This is a genomic window from Sporosarcina luteola, from assembly GCF_023715245.1.
In the GTDB taxonomy this organism is placed as follows: Bacteria; Bacillota; Bacilli; order Bacillales_A; family Planococcaceae; genus Sporosarcina; species Sporosarcina luteola_C.
Genome location: NZ_JAMBNV010000001.1, coordinates 1,493,503 through 1,510,786 on the forward strand (window position 1 = coordinate 1,493,503; position 17,284 = coordinate 1,510,786).

The following is a 17,284-nucleotide window of genomic DNA, read 5'->3' on the forward strand; positions in this document are numbered from 1 at the left end:
ATCGAATTGGAATTGTTTTTCTTAGGAACCGGAGCCGGCATGCCCTCAAAGCAACGAAACACATCGTCACTGATCCTAAACCTATCGGAAGAGCAAGCTGGCTATTGGATGTTTGACTGCGGAGAGGCGACTCAGCATCAACTGCTTAGGACATCCATAAAACCTCGGAAAATAAATAAGATTTTCATTACACATCTGCATGGCGATCATATTTTCGGGTTGCCCGGTTTCCTTGGATCCCGTTCGTTTTTGGGCGGCGAAGAAGAATTGGTCATTTACGGACCTGTAGGTATTAGAGAATGGATTTTGACCACTCTTCGTGTAACGAAAACACATTTGACGTACCCTTTGAAAATTGAAGAGATTGAAGAAGGCGTACTCTATGAAGATGATCAATTCATAGTGCATACACAAGAACTCCAGCATGTTATCCAATGTTACGGTTTTAGAATCGAGCAGAAGCCCTTGCCTGGCAAGCTTCTTGTAGAAAAAGCATTCGAGTCCGGAGTTCCAAAAGGGCCTATGTTGAAAAGATTGAAAGATGGGGAAGACGTCGAGCTGGACGATGGGCGTATCGTTTATAGCGACGACGTGACAGGTGAACCGCAAAGTGGGTTTACAGTAGCTGTTCTCGGGGATACAAGATACTGTTCATCGGCTGTAGAATTGGCGAATGAAGCTGATATTCTCATCCATGAAGCCACTTTCGACAACGAAACCGGAGACCTAGCTAAAGAATATGGACATTCAACAATAGGCGATGCAGCACGGACAGCTGAAGAGGCTGAGGTGAAGGTGCTTATCGCAAATCATATTAGCGCACGCTTCATGCCAGCCGATATTGCCAATCTACAAAAGCAGGGCAGCGCTATTTTCCCGAATATCCATATTGCAGAAGACTTCAGCCATTTCGAGTGGATAAACGAACAGTTGATAAAAAAATAAAGCTGCCGCAGTCATTATTGACGAGCGGCAGCTTTTCTAGATTTAATAGGTCCATCCACGATCATACTGTTTAGGCGGCTCGATTTCCACGCCCAATTCCTTCGCAGCAGAATAAGGCCAATACGGATTACGGAGCAGTTCACGTGCTAGCAGAACGACATCTGCTCGACCATTCTTTAAAATCTCCTCAGCTTGCAACCCCGTCGTGATCAAACCGACTGCACCTGTTGCAAGACCGGTTTCTTTTCTAATCTGTTCGGAAAACGGCACTTGATAGCCAGGATATGCATCAATCTTCGCCGGAACGACCGCACCAGAGCTTACATCGATCAAATCGACATCTTGCGTTTTCATCCAATTTACCATTTCAATATATTGGGAAGTCGACATCCCGCCATCCACGTAATCTTCTGCAGATATCCGTACGAATAAAGGTCCTTTCCAGACTGAGCGGACAGAATCGATGATTTCTCGCAAAATGCGGTAACGATTTTCTGAAGGACCTCCATATTCATCCGTTCTCTTATTTGCTAACGGCGAAAGGAATTCATTGATCAAATAACCATGGGCGGCATGCAATTCGATGACGTCAAATCCTGCTTTCTTTGCCCGGATCGCAGCATCCTTGAAAGCGTCAATCGTTTCCCGGATTTCCGCAAGCGACATTTCGACGGGCGTTTTATATTGTTCATTGAAGCGTATGGCGCTTGGCGCATAAATATCGCCTTCCACTGTAGCCTTTCTTCCTGCATGCGCCAGCTGGATGCCAGTCTTAGCTCCATGCTGTTTCATGAGGCGGACAATTTCGAAAAGTCCTTCCACATGGTCATCGCTCCAAATGCCAAGGTCGCGATCTGAAATCCTGCCTTCCGGCAATACAGCTGTCGCTTCCACGATTATGAGCCCAACTTGCCCGACAGCACGGGTGGCATAATGGATCTTATGCCAATCCTCGACTTTGCCATCAAAGTTATGGCTTGAATACATGCACATCGGTGCCATGACAATCCGATTTTTAAATTCTACCCCGCGAATTGTATAAGGTGTAAATAATTTTGCCAATTCAATTACCTCCTCTTTCTTGTCACTGAGATAGTGCGCCCAGTTCCCGCGAACGCCTTTCCGCACTTAGTAGGCAGTCATGAATCGTCTCTTTGAATAAACGAGCTTCTAGAGCCTTCAATCCGGCTTCTGTCGTACCGCCTGGACTTGTCACATTCTTCCTTAACTGTTCAGGCTCTTCGCCAGTTTGCCGTAACATCGCGGCAGCCCCTTCGAACGTCTGGATGATCAGCTCGCGTGCCACTTCATTGGAAAGCCCATTTGCAATTGCGGCTTCTTCCAATGCCTCAACCAAATAGTAAACATATGCTGGGCCGCTGCCGGATAAAGCCGTCACTATATGTAACTCATCCTCATCCACTTCTTTCACAACACCAATGGATGACAGCAGTTCTAAAATACGGTTTCGCATAGTTACATCCACTAAAGCATTCATTGAAACACCGCTTGCGGATTTTCCAATGGCGGCAGAAGTATTTGGCATGGAACGGGCGATAGGGCGATTGCCTAGGCCATTCTCAATCGTATTGATCGACACGCCGGCGATTACGGATAAAACAGCCGCATCATCATTGATGTAATTGGAAATATCATCCATCGCTTGTTTAATGTCTTTCGGTTTCGTCGCCAACACGATAAGTTCTGCATTCTGCAATGCGTTTCGATCCCGACAGACGATAGAAACCCCATACGTTTTCTGCATGTGGGCAAGCCTCTCATCATCCGATTTATTCATTACATATATATCAGCAGGCAGCATGACTTCATTAGCAAGTATACCAGCAATGATCGCCTCCGCCATGGAGCCGGCTCCTACGAACACAATCTTTCCCATCCTCATCCGTCCTTTCGTGTGAATAAAAAAAAGCGCTCCCGTCCCGATACAATCAGGACGAAAACGCATGTTTCCGCGGTACCACCTAAATTTGCCAGAGTCAATCCAGCACAACTTACTAGCTTTCGTAACGTGAAAGGGACGGCCATGTTTCCATGGCAGCTCAGAAGCAGGTTCGGGGCAGGAGAGGGATAGCGGCTCTCAGTCGATGGCCGGCTTTCCTGTTTCCTTCACTGCCTCTACTTGTCTTCTTCAACGCTCTTGTATTGAGAATTATAGTGATTATTGCATGTTGTCAAACAAAAGTCAACGATTACAATACATCTTGGAATAGATAAACGGTGCCTACGAGAAGGGCAGCCGTCAGAACGATGAACATGACTTTCCACACACTGATCGGGGCTTTCCCGCTTACTTTTCCCGTCTGGCCATTCACAAGGAACCGGTATACATTATTGTTGAAGGTGAAGGAGGATATCCATAGCGGCAATAAAACATGCTTGAAAGTTATGTCGTCATATGATGTATCCACTTGCACAATTCGCACTTCGTCGCCAGTTTCCTGACGTAATATGCCATTCCGTATCCTATGATCGATAATGCTACGAGCTGAAAACCAGCCTTCTTTTAACGGAATCGAATAACGCTCTGCGAGGAAGCCCGATAAATATTCTGTTCTATAATCCAGTAAGCCTTCAAGTTGAAATGGCTCCACTTTATCAATCAAGCCGGAGGCGACATTGCGTGACGCCTTTACTAATACATCATCGAAGAAATTAGTATAGGTCCCATATTTGGTGCGCCATCTGATTTTCCTGACCTGCTCTGTAACTTGCTCCATCTTGCCGTCGCGATGAACGGTCCGAGTCTCCATTACATAATAATATGTGCCGATCCTAACTGTATAAGCGGATTTGGTATGTGAGTCAAACGTCCAATAAGGGATATAGGCTCCATTGATCTTTTTCAGCTCATAATCCTTTTTCAACCTGGAAGGAGCGAAATATCGTTTGGAGATCCATTTTTTGAATTTCTCCATAGCCTCATCCTTCGAGATTTGAAAAGGAAGCACCAATGCGGGTTTAATACCTGCATCATGATCCGTGACTGCAATATGAGAAGAACCGCAAAAGGTGCAGAAATCGGCAACTTTATCATTGTCCAAAAGAGTTTCCGCTCCGCAATTATCACATTTGAATACCCGTTTCTCGTTGCTCCAACTATGATCCGCCTGATCCAATGCATCCAAATAGTCATGTTCGGTCGTATTTTCACGGGTCGCTTCAATCTCTACCTCAGTCCCGCAAAAAGGGCATTTCAAACCGCGGGAAACAGGGTCATACACTGTATTTCCTCCACAGGAATTACATTGATTCACTTCAGTTTCTTCAATTATCCCATCTTTAACGAATTCATTCTCCACATTCGTCATCCCATCACCCCGTCACGATTAGCCATCAAGGCCCTCTCCGCAATCTCCACAAAACTTTGAAGCGGGGCCATTGTTTGCGCCACATCCTGCACATTTCTTCTCAGTCACTTGTTTTGCGCCGCAATCTCCGCAGAAATTCGCTCCTTCTTTAATCTGCGCTTGGCAATTGACGCAAGGAACTTTCTTCTCCTGAACGGAATTTCCGCATTCCGGACAGAATTTTGCAGTCGTCTTAATTTGCGCCTGGCAGTGCGGGCAAGCCTTTTTTTCCGCTTCTGCGGAAGGTGCTGTCTGCTGATTCGCAGTGAAAGCTCCAGCTATTGCATTTCCGATTGCAGCGCCAGCACCGATGCCAGCTCCTGTTGCTGCCATGCCGCCGCCTTCATTTCGTGCTGCTTCACGGATCGCTTCTGCGGCCTGGTATTGGGTATACGCACTCATATTCCCTAGGACACCCATTGTTGTCCGCTTGTCCATAGCCTCCTCGACTTCTTTTGGCAGGGACAAGTTTTCTATATAAAGGGAAGTGATGTCGAAGCCGAATTCTGCGAAGCGCTCTTTCATTTTCTCTCTGCCTTGTGTGCTTAGTTCGTCGTAATACATGGCAAGGTCAAGCGCAGGTATTTGCGATTCTGCAAATAGGTCCGTCAATCCCGAAAGGATCATCTTCTTTAGATGATTTTCAATGCTGCTTGTTTCATAAGAACTGTTTGTGCCGAATAGCTCCCTTAGGAAAACGGCAGCATCGGAAACTCTGTATGAATAAATGCCATAGCCCCGCAGACGGATCATTCCGAAATCTGCATCTCGCATCATAATCGGATTGGAAGTTCCCCATTTTTGATTGATGAACTGCTTCGTATTTATAAAATAGACTTCAGCTTTGAACGGGGAATTGAAACCGGTTTTCCAAGATTTAAGTTTCGTCAATACAGGCATATTTTGCGTGTATAAAACATGATGCCCAGGTGTGAATACATCGGCAATCTCCCCTTCATTCACAAATACAGCTACTTGCGATTCGCGGACGATCAAGCTCGCCCCCATTTTAATTTCATTATTTTGTACAGGAAAACGGTACACCATTGTATTGGTATTTTGGTCCGTCCATTCTATGACTTCGATGAATTGGCTTTTGAAAAAATTAAAAATCCCCATATGCATCCTCCTACAAAAAAGTTATCGTTATTATAGTATACTACGGATTATGTGATTAAAGGTTTCAAGAAAGTGGTTTTATCAAGAGTGACGAGACTTTGGAAAAGAGGTACAATAGACTGAATAACCATTCATTACTATAAAAACGGATGGAACTTGAAGGAGTTTACCTATATGATACATAAAATCGAAATTCCGACGCCGTTCGCTGTTGGCGATGTCAATGCATTCGTCGTTAAAGGGGATGCCTTATCGCTAGTCGACGCAGGCCCTAAAACACCCGAAGCTTATGAGGCTCTAAAACGCGGTCTTAACGAAATCGGTTATACATTCAATGATATAGAGCAAGTCATTTTGACGCATCATCACCCGGATCATGCCGGTTGGATGGATGCTTTCGAAAAGGCAGAGTTGATCGGTCATCCGTATAACGACCTTTGGCTGAGAAGGGATCAGTCATTCATGGAATACCATGACCGTTTTTATTTGCAATGCCTAAAAGAAGAAGGAGTACCAGAAAGCTATTTCAATTGGGTGGAAAAGATGAAGCGGCCAATACGGTTGATGGGGGACAGGACACTGGATCGGACAATTGGGGAAGGCGACGAGTGGTCAGGGCATCCGGGCTGGACTGTTATGGAAACACTTGGACATGCTCAAAGCCATATTGTACTCTTCAATGAAAAGACGGGTGAGATGATTGGGGGAGACCTTGTTCTAGAAAAAGTATCGTCCAATCCTTTGATCGAACCTCCTGCAAACCGTGAAGCGGATCGTCCGAAATCATTATTGCAATACAATGCTTCATTGACACGTCTTTTAGAACTGCCAATCGGCATCGTTTACGGCGGTCATGGAAATGAAGTTCGAAATGTTCATCCTCTAATAGAGTCAAGACTTCAGAAACAGTATGAACGAGCTATGAAAGTACACGCAATGTTTGATGACGGAAGCAAGACAATCTATGAGCTGACTCAACGATTATTCCCGACTGTCTATGAAAAGGAACTCGGACTAACCTTATCCGAAACAATCGGGCAAACGGATTATCTAGTATCTAAAGGACTTGTGCATGAAATAGTTGGCGAAGGCGGTATTTTGTATTATGAACAAACGTAAGACAGTTTTAATAACTGGGGCAACGAGCGGTGTCGGGTATGCAACTGCAATGCGGCTATTGTCAAATACCGACCGATACACCGTTTTTGCAACTGGAAGGGCTCCGGACAAACTTTGGGAGTTGCAGAACGAAGGGGCAATTGCAATTCCTGCTGATATTACAAATAAAGATGAGATGCAAAGCCTATTGGGACAGACCGGCCCATTGGACATCGTCATTTTTTCAGCTGGAGTAGGACATTTTGAAGCAGCGCATCTACTCTCTGACGAAGCGATCCGCTCAATGATGGATACTAATTTCATTGCTCCTGTTGAACTGACGAAGCGCGTCCTTCCTCAGATGATGGAACAACAGGAAGGGCATCTCATTTACATTGGTTCGCAAGCCGGAAAAGTAGCGACGCCAAAGGCTTCTGTATATGCAGCATCCAAGCATGCCTTGATCGGATATACAAACGCGCTGCGCATGGAAGTCGCGCCATTCGGCATCAATGTTTCTGTCATACATCCGGGTCCGATCGACACGCCGTTCATAGATGGTGCAGACAGAACAGGAAACTATCGTTCATCGCTCGGCAAGCATCTTTTGAAAGTCGGCACTGTTGCAGATGCGGTCGTCCAAACCATCGCAAAACCCGTCCGTGAAATTAAGCTGCCCGGTATCATGGGGATTACAAGCAAAATGTACGCACTCACACCGAGAATAGTGGAAAATGTTGGACGTAGGTATTTCATGAAAAAATAAATAAGCTGAAAAAGCGTAAACCTGCAAAAAAGCTCCATAAACGAATAAAAAGAGCATGATCCAAACTTCGGACCATGCTCTTCTTTCCGCACCGGAAAATTTGATTGTTTGTTCACTTGCTTCAAACTGTTCTTCCTGACAAACCTTAAACGCCCGTCAGTGCAGTCTGATCATACTGACCTCTGACTTTCCTAAGTCTGGCCTTCATTTCATCGACCCAATTGAGTGTCAGCCTCATGTTGCACTTCCACAAAAAACCTACCTCTTACCGTACCAAAGTGGCCGGAGCAATAATAACTATCCCCGGACGAGTGTTCCACTTGCCAGTAAAGCAAATTTTCCGCCAAGGCTGTGCAAATCTCCGTGGAATCGACAATCGATCTCCTCCACTTTCGTTCTGCCTTGTACTCTACTAATACCCCTCACAACTATGTGATAAACATCTTTTATAAATTATTTTTTTATTTTCAGATTTTATCCTTTGCTAGTTGTTCTTGAGCTAATCGGACCATTTCCTTGACCATATTTCCACCGATTGGTCCACCGATTTTTCCCGCTTGTTCCGATGTCAGTTTTCCATTGTACTCTTTCGAAAGGGGAATACCCAGTTCCTTTGCGACTTCATATTTAACCGAATCTGGTTGTTCATTATCTACGGTATATCCCTTTGCTTTCATAACATCTGCTTTAAGTTGATCCATTTGTTTACGTGCCTCGGGGAAGAAAATACGATTGTTGTTACGTGCCATTCATTCATCTCCTTTAACAGGTAGTCTTTCCCGAAAGTGAAAAATGATAATGGATGAATTGAGATACGGTTTGGGAATGCATTAGCAGTCCAACATGTTATACTAAACGAAATGAAACAAATAACCATACCGATTTGAAACTGGAGGTGAGCTTGGATATGAAAACTGTGACGGTCAAACATATCGTAAAGCGATTCTCATTGGAAGTTCTTGTTGGACACCATATGCTAGATAAAGTCCTGAAAAAGACCAAAGTCAGAAGACCGGGCTTGGAATTCATGGATAAATTTGATTTTATTGCAACAGAGCATGTCCAAATTCTTGGAAAGAATGAAATCAATTATTTACATACGCTCACTGATAGTGAATGCAAGCATCGAATCGCAAATATTGTCCAATACGATCCGCCGTGCATCATCATTACTTCCAATCAGGCAGAGCCGCTAGGATTGAGGCAATATTGCACAGAAGAGCATATACCTGTCTTGAGGACGCCTGACTCGACGAGCGAAATGAGCGCGAAGCTGGATGCTTACGTCACTAAAGAAATGGCTCCTGAAATTGCGGTCCATGGGGTGTGCGTCAATGTAGCCGGGATCGGAATACTTCTCCGTGGCAAGTCTGGGGTAGGGAAGAGTGAAACGGCACATACATTGATTGGCAGGGGACATCGATTGATTGCAGACGATATCGTCGTGTTAAAAAAACTGAGTCCGCAAACGCTTCTGGGAACACATGACGAAAAGAACAAGGAATTCCTTGCGTTGCGAAGCATTGGGCTTCTCAATGTCGTCAGGCTTTATGGACGTGCAGCTTTTCAGGAAGAGAGCCGAATTGCGCTCGATATAGAATTGACTGAATGGAAGGATAATGCATTGAACAATGAACTTGAATTAGATACGAAATTCAAGTCATATATGGACGTACCGATTCCGCATATCCAAATTCAATTGCAGCCAGGAAGAGACGTGGCCGGCTTGATCGAGGCGGCAGCGAATAATTGGTATTTACAACAGCAAGGGTATAGTGCCGCTGAAGAATTCAAGAAGAGGTTGGAATCCGAATTTGATGAATGAAGCCACGGAAAAGAGGTCTCTCATGAAACAACAGATGAAAATGGTGTTGGAAATGGATGATATGCAGTGTCAAAACTATATGAAGCTGCATGGAAATGAACTTTTTTCATACATGCTATCAAACCTTGGGTCCCCGGATAGCGTGCTACGCGATGAACTTATTTATAGACTTTTTGTCAAATTGATTTCGGAACAACAATTGGAAACAATTCAATTGACCCATGCCCTCAAGGAATTAATCACAGACCGATATTTATTCGCATCAATTGATGAAAAGGGCTCGGATGATGTGTTTATCCGCTCATTTTCAACGCTTTGGCTTACCGGATTGTTTTGGTTGGATCAAGAACATCCTTTCATGGATTCCGAGCTAAGAAGTAAAGCGTTGGAGAAAAGTGCAACCTATCTATTACAAGAGCGAGATACTCGCGGATTTGTTGAAGGCAAAGGATGGGCGCATAGCATCGCTCATGGCGCGGATTTAGCCGCGATGATTGCAAGTCATTCTTTAGTGGAAAAAAGACTGATTCCCATCATTCTGGAAGGCGTCGCTTCTTGTTTTTGGAAAGGCGGCGTCTATGTCGATGATGAGGATGAACGTTTAGTTGCCATCATTATGTCATTGGCAAAAAGTGATTATCCTGAAGAAATCCTAATTGAGTGGATGGAACAAGTTTTTGATAAATTGGATAGAAAAACACCGAAAAAAGGTTACTTCCAATCTTTTTCCACGCAAGAACAAATATTCTGCAATTCATGAAAACATTGTATTTCGCATTAAAAAAGTCGAAACGTTATCCTAAGCTTCAAAGCACGGCTTCTTTTTTCATTCAAAAGTGGCAGAACGTATAATACGAAAAACCGATGGATTCGTTCATCGGTTTTTTTAGTTTTGGATCTTTTTAGTCAAAGCATTTTCTACCATTTCATTAATGTATTCCAAAGTTTTTTGTTCCGCTTCTTTCAAACTATAATCCAGTCGGTTATTCAATATATTTGTCATCATCCCTTGCCATAGAAGATTAGTCATTTCATTAAGCGAATCCACCTGACACTCGTCGATCAGCCCATCTCTTGCTACCAATTGTAAAAGCGATCTTCCTCTTTTGGTCGTGCTCCGTTCAAACAAAATCGGTTTCAATCCATCTGGTATATTAATCAAATCAGAAGGGTACATCTCATAATAACGTTCAATCATTCTTTCCGGGTTGTCACCTAAATCCATAATGAACACCGCATGGAAGATGGCAGGCTGCTGGAAGGAATACCTACAGAAGCATTCCCAAGCAAGCAGATATTTTTCCAGTGATGTTTGTCCTTTCTTCATGCTTTCCGTGACTTCCTCGGTGTAATTTTTCAACAGCTTCATCGATGCGAAGAAGATTAGATGTGAAACTTCCCCAAAATAATTGTACATCGTCGCACTGTTGTACCCAGCACGGTCTGCAACTTTCCGGATCGTCACTTGATTGATGCCATCCTCATTTATAATATCCACTGTCGCATCGATAAAATATTTCCACATTCTGCTCATTTGGATTTTCTTATTGTCCATACTCATTAATCCGTCCCCCCATATCATATTCAACTCTAAACATATTTTAATTATACAATATTTACAAATTATTAATTTGCCTTTTATAATTGTTCTATCATTTTTCCTGTGGTAGAATAATCAATATTAAAAAATAATCATGATTATTATATTTTATCTGATTATCAGAGGTGTTTCTACCTAATCACTGTAGTTGTATTAACAGAAGGGGTATCCACCTCTGAAAGCGCTATCAAAAGAAGGAATTGCATGGTCGCACTGTAAAAGAAAGATCATAGGGGTGGGGAATATGAATAAAGTACGGATAGATCCTATTATTTTTTGGGCGTCGATAGCAGTCATTGTTGCGGCAACGGTTTTGCTAGTTCTTAATCGTTCAACAGCTGAACCGTATCTAGATGATTTGATGACTGCCATCACGTATAAGATGGATTGGGCATTTCAGTTTCTGACAATCGGATTGTTCATCCTTCTCATCTGGTTGGCATTCAGCCGATACGGAAAAATCAAATTAGGGGAGGGGAAGCCTGAGTTTTCGACTTTCAGTTGGGGTACGATGCTGTTCACGGCAGGCATGGGGACAAGCATCATGTATTGGTCTATGCTTGAACCCATCTTTTATTTCACTGGCCCTCCGTTCGGGATTGAAGCTGAAAGTAAAGAGGCTGCCGAATGGGCATTGACGTATGGCTTATTTCATTGGGGTATATCGGCGTGGTCACTATATGCATTCCCGACGGTAGTCATCGCCTATTCTTACTTCATTAAAAAACGTCCTTCTTTAAAGATGAGCGTCGCTCTTAGCGGTGCACTTGGTAAATATTCTGATGGCTGGATAGGCAAAGTGATTGATATTCTCGTCATTTGGAGTTTGGTCGGAGGTTTAGGAACATCGCTCGGTTTAGGAGTTCCAATGGTGTCTGCTGTAGTAGGTAGTATTTTTGGTATTGAACAAACCCTAGCACTTGATGCCATCATCGTTATTTGTATTACGGTCATTTACTCGGCAAGCGCTTACTTGGGGCTTCATAAAGGAATTCGGAGATTGAGCGACATTAACGTTTATCTTGCATTGGCTCTTGCTATATTCGTTTTGTTTACCGGACCGACACTATTTTTATTGACATACTTCACGAACAGCTTTGGAATGATGATCCAGAATTTTGCAATGATGAGTTTCTATACCGATCCCATCAGCCAAGGTGGCTTCCCGCAAGGTTGGACGGTATTCTACTGGGCTTGGTTTGCAGCGACAGCTCCTTTCATGGGACTGTTTGTGGCAAGGATTTCAAAAGGAAGAACAATCCGTCAGCTGATCACTCATATGCTGCTTTGGGGTTCTATCGGTGGGTGGATTTACTTCATGGTATTCGGTGGCTATACGATGAACTTGCAATTACAAGATATCCTTCCTGTCAAAGACATTCTAGTTGAAAGCGGAGGGCCAGCCGCCATCGTTTCAATCTTGAAATCATTGCCATTAAGTTCTATCGTCTTGCCGTTCTTCGTAATTTTGGCCATCATTTTCCTATCAACCTCACTAGACTCGGCTACGTATATCCTATCAGCCATCGCAACGAAGGAATTGGGGGAAGGGCAGGAGCCAGCTAGATGGCATCGGATGGTTTGGGGATCTATTCTAGCGACAATATCCATTACGTTGCTTCTTATCGGCGGATTACGGGTCATTCAAACTTCCGCAGTCGTTGTATCAGTGCCTATTTATATTTTCTATCTTCTGCTCGTCGTCTCTCTTTTGAGATGGCTCAAGCAGGATTTTCCAAAAGTATAAACAGGATATCACTTAGGAGGTTTTCATAATGGTTTTCAACGTTCGTGAATCAAATCGGGTTGTCCGGACAGATTTTCCAAGGAAAATTAAGGAATTGAACAATATATGGATTCCGATGTCGGATGGCACGCGCCTTTCTGCACGGATTTGGCTGCCTGAAGATGCTGTCAAAAACCCTGTCCCGGCGATCCTGGAATATATCCCGTACCGGAAAAATGACTTCACTGCACTGAGGGATTCGCTGCGACATCCATATTTTGCAGGTCACGGCTATGCGAGCATCCGTGTCGATATACGAGGATCTGGAGACTCCGGGGGGATTTTGTACGATGAATATTTAAAGCAGGAACAGGACGATGCATTGGAAGTGCTCACTTGGATTTCTGAGCAGCCATGGTTTACAGGTGGTATCGGCATGATCGGGAAATCATGGGGAGGATTCAATGGTCTACAAGTGGCGGCAAGAAGACACCCGTCTTTAAAGGCGATTATCACACTGTGTTCAACGGACGATCGTTATGCAGATGACGTTCATTACAAAGGGGGTGCGATGCTTGCTTCGGATATGCTCTGGTGGGCCTCCACGATGCTTGCCTATAACGCGCGTCCGGCAGATCCAGATGTTGTTGGGGATGCGTGGCGTGACAATTGGCTGGAACGGTTGGAAAAGACGCCTCCTTTCGTGGAGGAATGGGTAAGACACCAGCACCGCGATGAGTATTGGAAGCACGGTTCTGTTTGTGAAAATTACGAGGACATCAATATTCCGGTATACGCTGTAGGTGGATGGGCGGACGGGTATACGAACGCGATCCCTCGGTTATTGGAAGGATTGAAAGGACCTCGCAAAGGATTAATCGGGCCCTGGGCACATGAATATCCTGAAATGGCAGTTCCTGGACCGCAAGTCGGGTTCCTTCAGGAGTGCCTGCGCTGGTGGGATCACTGGTTGAAAGGCATCGATACCGGCATTATGGAGGAACCGATGCTGAGAGCATGGATGCAGGATAGTGTCCCGCCCCAAACCGATTATTTTGTTAGACCGGGCCATTGGGTGGCGGAAGAACAATGGCCTCCAGTCAATCTAGAGGAAAGACGATTGTATTTATGCAAATCACAATTAACAGCACAAATTGAAGAAGTGAAAGAAATCCAAGTGTCCAGTGTTCAACAGCATGGTCTCCATGCAGGCGTATTCTGTCCGTTTGGCCAACCGGGCGACTTGCCGGGTGATCAAAGGAACGAAAATGGCTATGCAGTCGTCTTTGACTCCAAACCAGTGGAAGAACCGGTGCAAATTTTAGGGCATCCGACATTCACTGTTGAGCTTTCATCCGACAAACCAAATGCCTTATTATCAGTCCGGTTGAATGATGTTGCACCAGATGGTTCATCCACACGAGTGACGTGGGGGTTGTTGAACCTTACGCATCGGAACAGCAATGAGTTTCCAGAGCATCTAGTGCCTGGGGAAAAATACTGCGTAACTGTCGATTTGAATGCAATCGGACACAAGTTGAAGAAAGGGCATCGCTGGCAATTGGCCATATCGCCTACTTATTGGCCGCATGCTTGGCCATCTCCTGAAGAAGCGACATTGACTGTCTATCCTTCAGAGAAGACTTGCTTGTCGTTGCCTATAAGGGAACCGAAAGCAATTGACCTGGAACTTCAGCCTTTTCAACATCCGGAGACGGGCTCAGTATTGGAAAAGGACATTCTGCGTGAGGCAGAAAGGACACGCGTCATATCACATGACGTCGTTTCAAACGTGTGGACGCTAGATGATTTTTCGGATGAAGGTGCTAGAAAACTGCATGACAATGGCATTGAATACGGTAGTACAAACAGAAATGTCTATACAGTCAAGGAAGGTGAGCCGCTAACTGCGAAAGTGCAATGTGATTGGACATTGTCGGTCGGTAGGGGTGAGTGGCAGACGAGCCTTGAAACGACGAGTGTTATGACAGCAGATGAAGAGAATTTTTATTTGATGAACCGATTGATTGCGTATGAGGGCGAAGAAGAAATTTTTAATCGGAAATGGGAAACTAAAGTTCCAAGAGAGTTTGTATAGGACTTGCATAGGCATGGAAAGTGACCAATTTTGGTCTCTTTCCGCCCTTTTTTTGTGAATCATCATAAATATAAAAAGTCTCTCGTCAAAAATCAGACATAGAGACTTTATTTGTAGCTGCTATTTAATAATTGGTTCCACTGTCACTACAACATTTCCTTGCAAAGCCCTGCTGATCATACAGGAAGTTTCCGCTTTCTCAACCAATCGCTCTACAATATTCCGCTTGTCAGCCATCCCTTCAGCTAAAACAATTTCCGGCTTATGTATGATCTTTTTATACGTAACAACTCCATTCGAGAAATCCACAACTCCAATTGATTCCATCTTCAGGCTATCCTTTTCTATACCGTTTCTCTCCATCATCGCGGCGAGTGTGATTATATAGCATGTTGCAGCTGCACCAAGCAGCATTTCATCAGGATTCGTCCCGATGCCAGGCCCGTCCATTTCGGTTGGTATGGATACATCCGTCTTCAAGTTCTTCGTTTCGATTGTACCGACATCATTGCGTAAACCCGGCCAGTTCGCCTTGAGATAAAAATAATGTTCTGCCATATACAATAACCCCTCTCTACCGTATTAATTATATACCATGCTTGAGCTCTTTCCATCATGAAGATTCGAATGGTAAAGTATGGAGAGTAGTACTACTATATTAGATGGGTGGGATTCATTTGGACAAACAAGATTTGCTATTGCTTTTTGACAAAGAGCTTCGTAGGGAGTTACAATCACCCGGTTACCAACGTGAAGAAACCGAATATCTCGTCCGACATGTCTCGATGCATGGAGATAGGGGATTCATTATTCATTCCAATCTCAATGAAGATAATGCAAGGGTAGTAATTCAGGAAGAGCTGAACTACTTTAATCGCCTTGGCGTAGGATTCGAATGGAAAGTGTATAGTTATGATAAACCAGAGCATTTAAAGGAAATTCTCGAGGAGGAAAACTTCAATATTGAACCTCGGGAAACTCTCATGGTTTTGGAAATTAAAGACTTGCAACCACATTCACATTGGGATGAGCAGACGTATATAAAGGAAATTGAAGATGAGAAGGGAATCCGGGAAATCATATCGTTACTAGATATCATTTGGGAAGAATCGCATGAAGAACTAGGTGACCGGTTATGGAGAGACAAGCAAATTGACCCTGATTCTCTCTATCTATATGGAATATACGATGATGCTAAAATAGTCAGTGCTGCATGGATGTATTTTGAAAAAAATTCTTCATTCGCAAGCCTTTGGGGTGGCTCAACATTACCTAATTATCGGAGCAAAGGATATTATTCATCACTTTTATCAGTCCGAGCTAAAAAAGCAGTCGAGATGGGATACCGCTTTCTTACTGTTGACGCAAGTCATATGAGCAGGCCGATATTAGAGAAGCACGGATTCCATTGCCTCGCATACTCCTACGGCTGCCAGTCACCCGTCATTCCAACATCATGAATTAATTTATAATGAAAAGAGCCCAGAAAAAATGGGCTCTTTCTCTTTAATAAGTAGTTACTTGTGGACTTTTCGTAAATCTGACATAGACAATAAAAAACAATCCAGCACTAAACAACCGCAACGCAGAATTAATATACATAGCTAGTTCTACACCCCACTGTTCCAACAGCCAAATGCCGATTTGTGGAGCTATAAACGCGACAATCGATAATAAAACATTATAGGTCGTAATGCAATATGTCCTTACATGATCAGGGGACTGTTCCAACAACAAATTGAACAATAATAAAACAATGCCTGCCAGGAAAAAACCTGATGAAGTTTGGACCAGTGCGATATAATACAAATTTGTCGAGAGGACCGTCAGAAACGGAGTCGTCGCCATTCCGATCGCAGCCCATACAAATACTAATGTGTTCGACCTTTTTTCCGCCCATTTCTTCCATAGAGGGAAGGACAGGAACTGGGCCAACATGTTGCCGACAGCGAACATACTCACCCAAAAGATTGTCACACCGACATATCGCACATGATAAATATTGAAAATTCCCCAAGCCATCTGCCAGGCAAAATTAAAGAAGAGAGCTGCTATCAGGAATGCCACGTACTTCTTATACTTGAAGATGGACCAGTCCATCGTTTTCTTTTTCGCTGACAAACCATCCGTCTTTGCTGCTTCTTCTTCATGCTTCATCAATAAGAAAACCTCAAGTATCCCGAAACAAAAAGCTATCCCGAATAATAGTTGGTAGGCTATCACGCTGGAGGAGGCATCTTTCATTAATAGCCCGATTAGAAGCGTGGAAACCAATCCTACAATCGTTAACAATCTATTCCGATCACTGAAAAACGATCCACGCATTGATTCCTCGACAAGCCCGCTAATGAAAGTTTGCCAACCAATATTGGCAACAGTATTCGGCAAACTCATGAATGCAATAATGGCCAAAAAAATCCAAGAATGCATCGAGGGGGAAGGCAAGTATACGATACCTATAATTAGCAGAAACATAAGCCGAGCCATCAGGACGGACATAGCCACTAACTTTTTCTGTTGTTGGGCCCGGTTTAATAGAATTGCAGCAGGTATCGTCATGACCAATGCCATTAGTGGGGGTAACGAACTAATAAGACCAACTTGGTAATTGGTCGCGTTAAGCATGGTTATAGCGAAAATCGGAAAAAAGTTGTTTGAAAAATTTAATGCAATGGTCGAAGCCATTCCATGGTAAATACTGATTTTCTCATTATATGTACGCATAATCTCTCCACGTTT

The 17,284-nt window shown here is 43.8% G+C and carries 16 protein-coding genes; 8 read left to right on the forward strand and 8 right to left on the reverse strand.

The features are described from left to right. Positions 1–6: 6 nt before the first annotated feature. Positions 7–945, forward strand: a complete 939-nt coding sequence (gene rnz, locus M3152_RS07060) for a ribonuclease Z (protein WP_251694467.1) — start codon at positions 7–9, stop codon at positions 943–945. A 42-nt stretch (positions 946–987) separates the two neighbouring features. Here the strand turns inward: rnz and namA are convergent, their stop codons facing one another. From namA to M3152_RS07080, 4 genes are all read right to left on the reverse strand, one after another. After that, complete coding sequence (gene namA / locus M3152_RS07065; protein ID WP_262173304.1) at positions 988–2,007, reverse strand: NADPH dehydrogenase NamA; 1,020 nt, start codon at positions 2,005–2,007, stop codon at positions 988–990. Between the two features lie 22 nt (positions 2,008–2,029). After that, the gene (gene proC, locus M3152_RS07070) at positions 2,030–2,842 is read right to left on the reverse strand and encodes a pyrroline-5-carboxylate reductase (protein ID WP_251694468.1); all 813 of its coding nucleotides are present in this window, start codon (positions 2,840–2,842) and stop codon (positions 2,030–2,032) included. Between the two features lie 313 nt (positions 2,843–3,155). Beyond that, positions 3,156–4,274 (reverse strand): hydrogenase maturation nickel metallochaperone HypA, encoded by a 1,119-nt coding sequence (locus M3152_RS07075; RefSeq protein ID WP_251694469.1) that lies wholly within the window; start codon positions 4,272–4,274, stop codon positions 3,156–3,158. 18 nt (positions 4,275–4,292) lie between these two features. Further along, positions 4,293–5,432 (reverse strand): SPFH domain-containing protein, encoded by a 1,140-nt coding sequence (locus M3152_RS07080; protein WP_251694470.1) that lies wholly within the window; start codon positions 5,430–5,432, stop codon positions 4,293–4,295. A gap of 174 nt (positions 5,433–5,606) precedes the next feature. On the opposite strand from M3152_RS07080, the gene M3152_RS07085 reads away from it, so the two are divergent. Both M3152_RS07085 and M3152_RS07090 read left to right on the forward strand, forming a co-directional pair. Further along, positions 5,607–6,551 (forward strand): MBL fold metallo-hydrolase, encoded by a 945-nt coding sequence (locus M3152_RS07085; protein WP_251694471.1) that lies wholly within the window; start codon positions 5,607–5,609, stop codon positions 6,549–6,551. Next, positions 6,538–7,296 carry an SDR family NAD(P)-dependent oxidoreductase gene (locus M3152_RS07090; protein ID WP_251694472.1) on the forward strand — a complete coding sequence of 253 codons (759 nt, stop codon included), beginning with the start codon at positions 6,538–6,540 and terminating at the stop codon, positions 7,294–7,296. Before M3152_RS07085 ends, M3152_RS07090 begins: the two co-directional genes overlap by 14 nt. A gap of 467 nt (positions 7,297–7,763) precedes the next feature. On the opposite strand, the gene M3152_RS07095 is transcribed toward M3152_RS07090, so the two are convergent. After that, positions 7,764–8,045, reverse strand: coding sequence for an alpha/beta-type small acid-soluble spore protein (locus tag M3152_RS07095; protein WP_251694473.1), 282 nt, complete (start codon positions 8,043–8,045; stop codon positions 7,764–7,766). A 158-nt stretch (positions 8,046–8,203) separates the two neighbouring features. Here M3152_RS07095 and hprK point away from each other — a divergent pair, with 158 nt between their 5' ends. Then, the gene (hprK, locus tag M3152_RS07100) at positions 8,204–9,121 is read left to right on the forward strand and encodes an HPr(Ser) kinase/phosphatase (protein ID WP_251695268.1); all 918 of its coding nucleotides are present in this window, start codon (positions 8,204–8,206) and stop codon (positions 9,119–9,121) included. Between the two features lie 22 nt (positions 9,122–9,143). After that, entirely contained in the window at positions 9,144–9,881 is a 738-nt protein-coding gene (locus M3152_RS07105; RefSeq protein WP_251694474.1) for a DUF2785 domain-containing protein, read from the forward strand. Positions 9,882–10,007: 126 nt separating this feature from the next. On the opposite strand, the gene M3152_RS07110 is transcribed toward M3152_RS07105, so the two are convergent. Then, the gene (locus M3152_RS07110) at positions 10,008–10,682 is read right to left on the reverse strand and encodes a TetR/AcrR family transcriptional regulator (protein ID WP_316044269.1); all 675 of its coding nucleotides are present in this window, start codon (positions 10,680–10,682) and stop codon (positions 10,008–10,010) included. Positions 10,683–10,965: 283 nt separating this feature from the next. Here M3152_RS07110 and M3152_RS07115 point away from each other — a divergent pair, with 283 nt between their 5' ends. Beyond that, on the forward strand, positions 10,966–12,468 hold the full coding sequence (locus M3152_RS07115) for a BCCT family transporter (protein ID WP_251694475.1): 1,503 nt from the start codon (positions 10,966–10,968) through the stop codon (positions 12,466–12,468). Between the two features lie 28 nt (positions 12,469–12,496). Further along, positions 12,497–14,545: a CocE/NonD family hydrolase gene (locus M3152_RS07120; protein ID WP_251694476.1), complete on the forward strand. Its 2,049-nt coding sequence runs from the start codon at positions 12,497–12,499 to the stop codon at positions 14,543–14,545. Between the two features lie 120 nt (positions 14,546–14,665). Here M3152_RS07120 and M3152_RS07125 read toward each other — a convergent pair whose 3' ends face one another. Next, positions 14,666–15,103, reverse strand: coding sequence for an OsmC family protein (locus M3152_RS07125; RefSeq protein WP_251694477.1), 438 nt, complete (start codon positions 15,101–15,103; stop codon positions 14,666–14,668). A 119-nt stretch (positions 15,104–15,222) separates the two neighbouring features. Between M3152_RS07125 and M3152_RS07130 the strand changes: the two genes are divergently transcribed. Then, positions 15,223–16,005 (forward strand): GNAT family N-acetyltransferase, encoded by a 783-nt coding sequence (locus M3152_RS07130; RefSeq protein ID WP_251694478.1) that lies wholly within the window; start codon positions 15,223–15,225, stop codon positions 16,003–16,005. A gap of 46 nt (positions 16,006–16,051) precedes the next feature. On the opposite strand, the gene M3152_RS07135 is transcribed toward M3152_RS07130, so the two are convergent. Continuing rightward, positions 16,052–17,269 (reverse strand): MFS transporter, encoded by a 1,218-nt coding sequence (locus tag M3152_RS07135; RefSeq protein WP_251694479.1) that lies wholly within the window; start codon positions 17,267–17,269, stop codon positions 16,052–16,054. Positions 17,270–17,284: the final 15 nt, after the last annotated feature.

Bases quoted from the DNA above. Each gene is read 5' to 3' on its own strand.
- M3152_RS07105 (WP_251694474.1), top strand. From the start codon at position 9,144: ATGAAACAACAGATGAAAATGGTGTTGGAAATGGATGATATGCAGTGT.
- M3152_RS07125 (WP_251694477.1), bottom strand. From the start codon at position 15,103: ATGGCAGAACATTATTTTTATCTCAAGGCGAACTGGCCGGGTTTACGC.
- M3152_RS07135 (WP_251694479.1), bottom strand. From the start codon at position 17,269: ATGCGTACATATAATGAGAAAATCAGTATTTACCATGGAATGGCTTCG.
- M3152_RS07110 (WP_316044269.1), bottom strand. From the start codon at position 10,682: ATGAGTATGGACAATAAGAAAATCCAAATGAGCAGAATGTGGAAATAT.
- proC (WP_251694468.1), bottom strand. From the start codon at position 2,842: ATGGGAAAGATTGTGTTCGTAGGAGCCGGCTCCATGGCGGAGGCGATC.
- M3152_RS07080 (WP_251694470.1), bottom strand. From the start codon at position 5,432: ATGGGGATTTTTAATTTTTTCAAAAGCCAATTCATCGAAGTCATAGAA.
- M3152_RS07115 (WP_251694475.1), top strand. From the start codon at position 10,966: ATGAATAAAGTACGGATAGATCCTATTATTTTTTGGGCGTCGATAGCA.
- M3152_RS07120 (WP_251694476.1), top strand. From the start codon at position 12,497: ATGGTTTTCAACGTTCGTGAATCAAATCGGGTTGTCCGGACAGATTTT.
- hprK (WP_251695268.1), top strand. From the start codon at position 8,204: ATGAAAACTGTGACGGTCAAACATATCGTAAAGCGATTCTCATTGGAA.
- M3152_RS07090 (WP_251694472.1), top strand. From the start codon at position 6,538: ATGAACAAACGTAAGACAGTTTTAATAACTGGGGCAACGAGCGGTGTC.
- M3152_RS07085 (WP_251694471.1), top strand. From the start codon at position 5,607: ATGATACATAAAATCGAAATTCCGACGCCGTTCGCTGTTGGCGATGTC.
- M3152_RS07095 (WP_251694473.1), bottom strand. From the start codon at position 8,045: ATGGCACGTAACAACAATCGTATTTTCTTCCCCGAGGCACGTAAACAA.
- M3152_RS07075 (WP_251694469.1), bottom strand. From the start codon at position 4,274: ATGACGAATGTGGAGAATGAATTCGTTAAAGATGGGATAATTGAAGAA.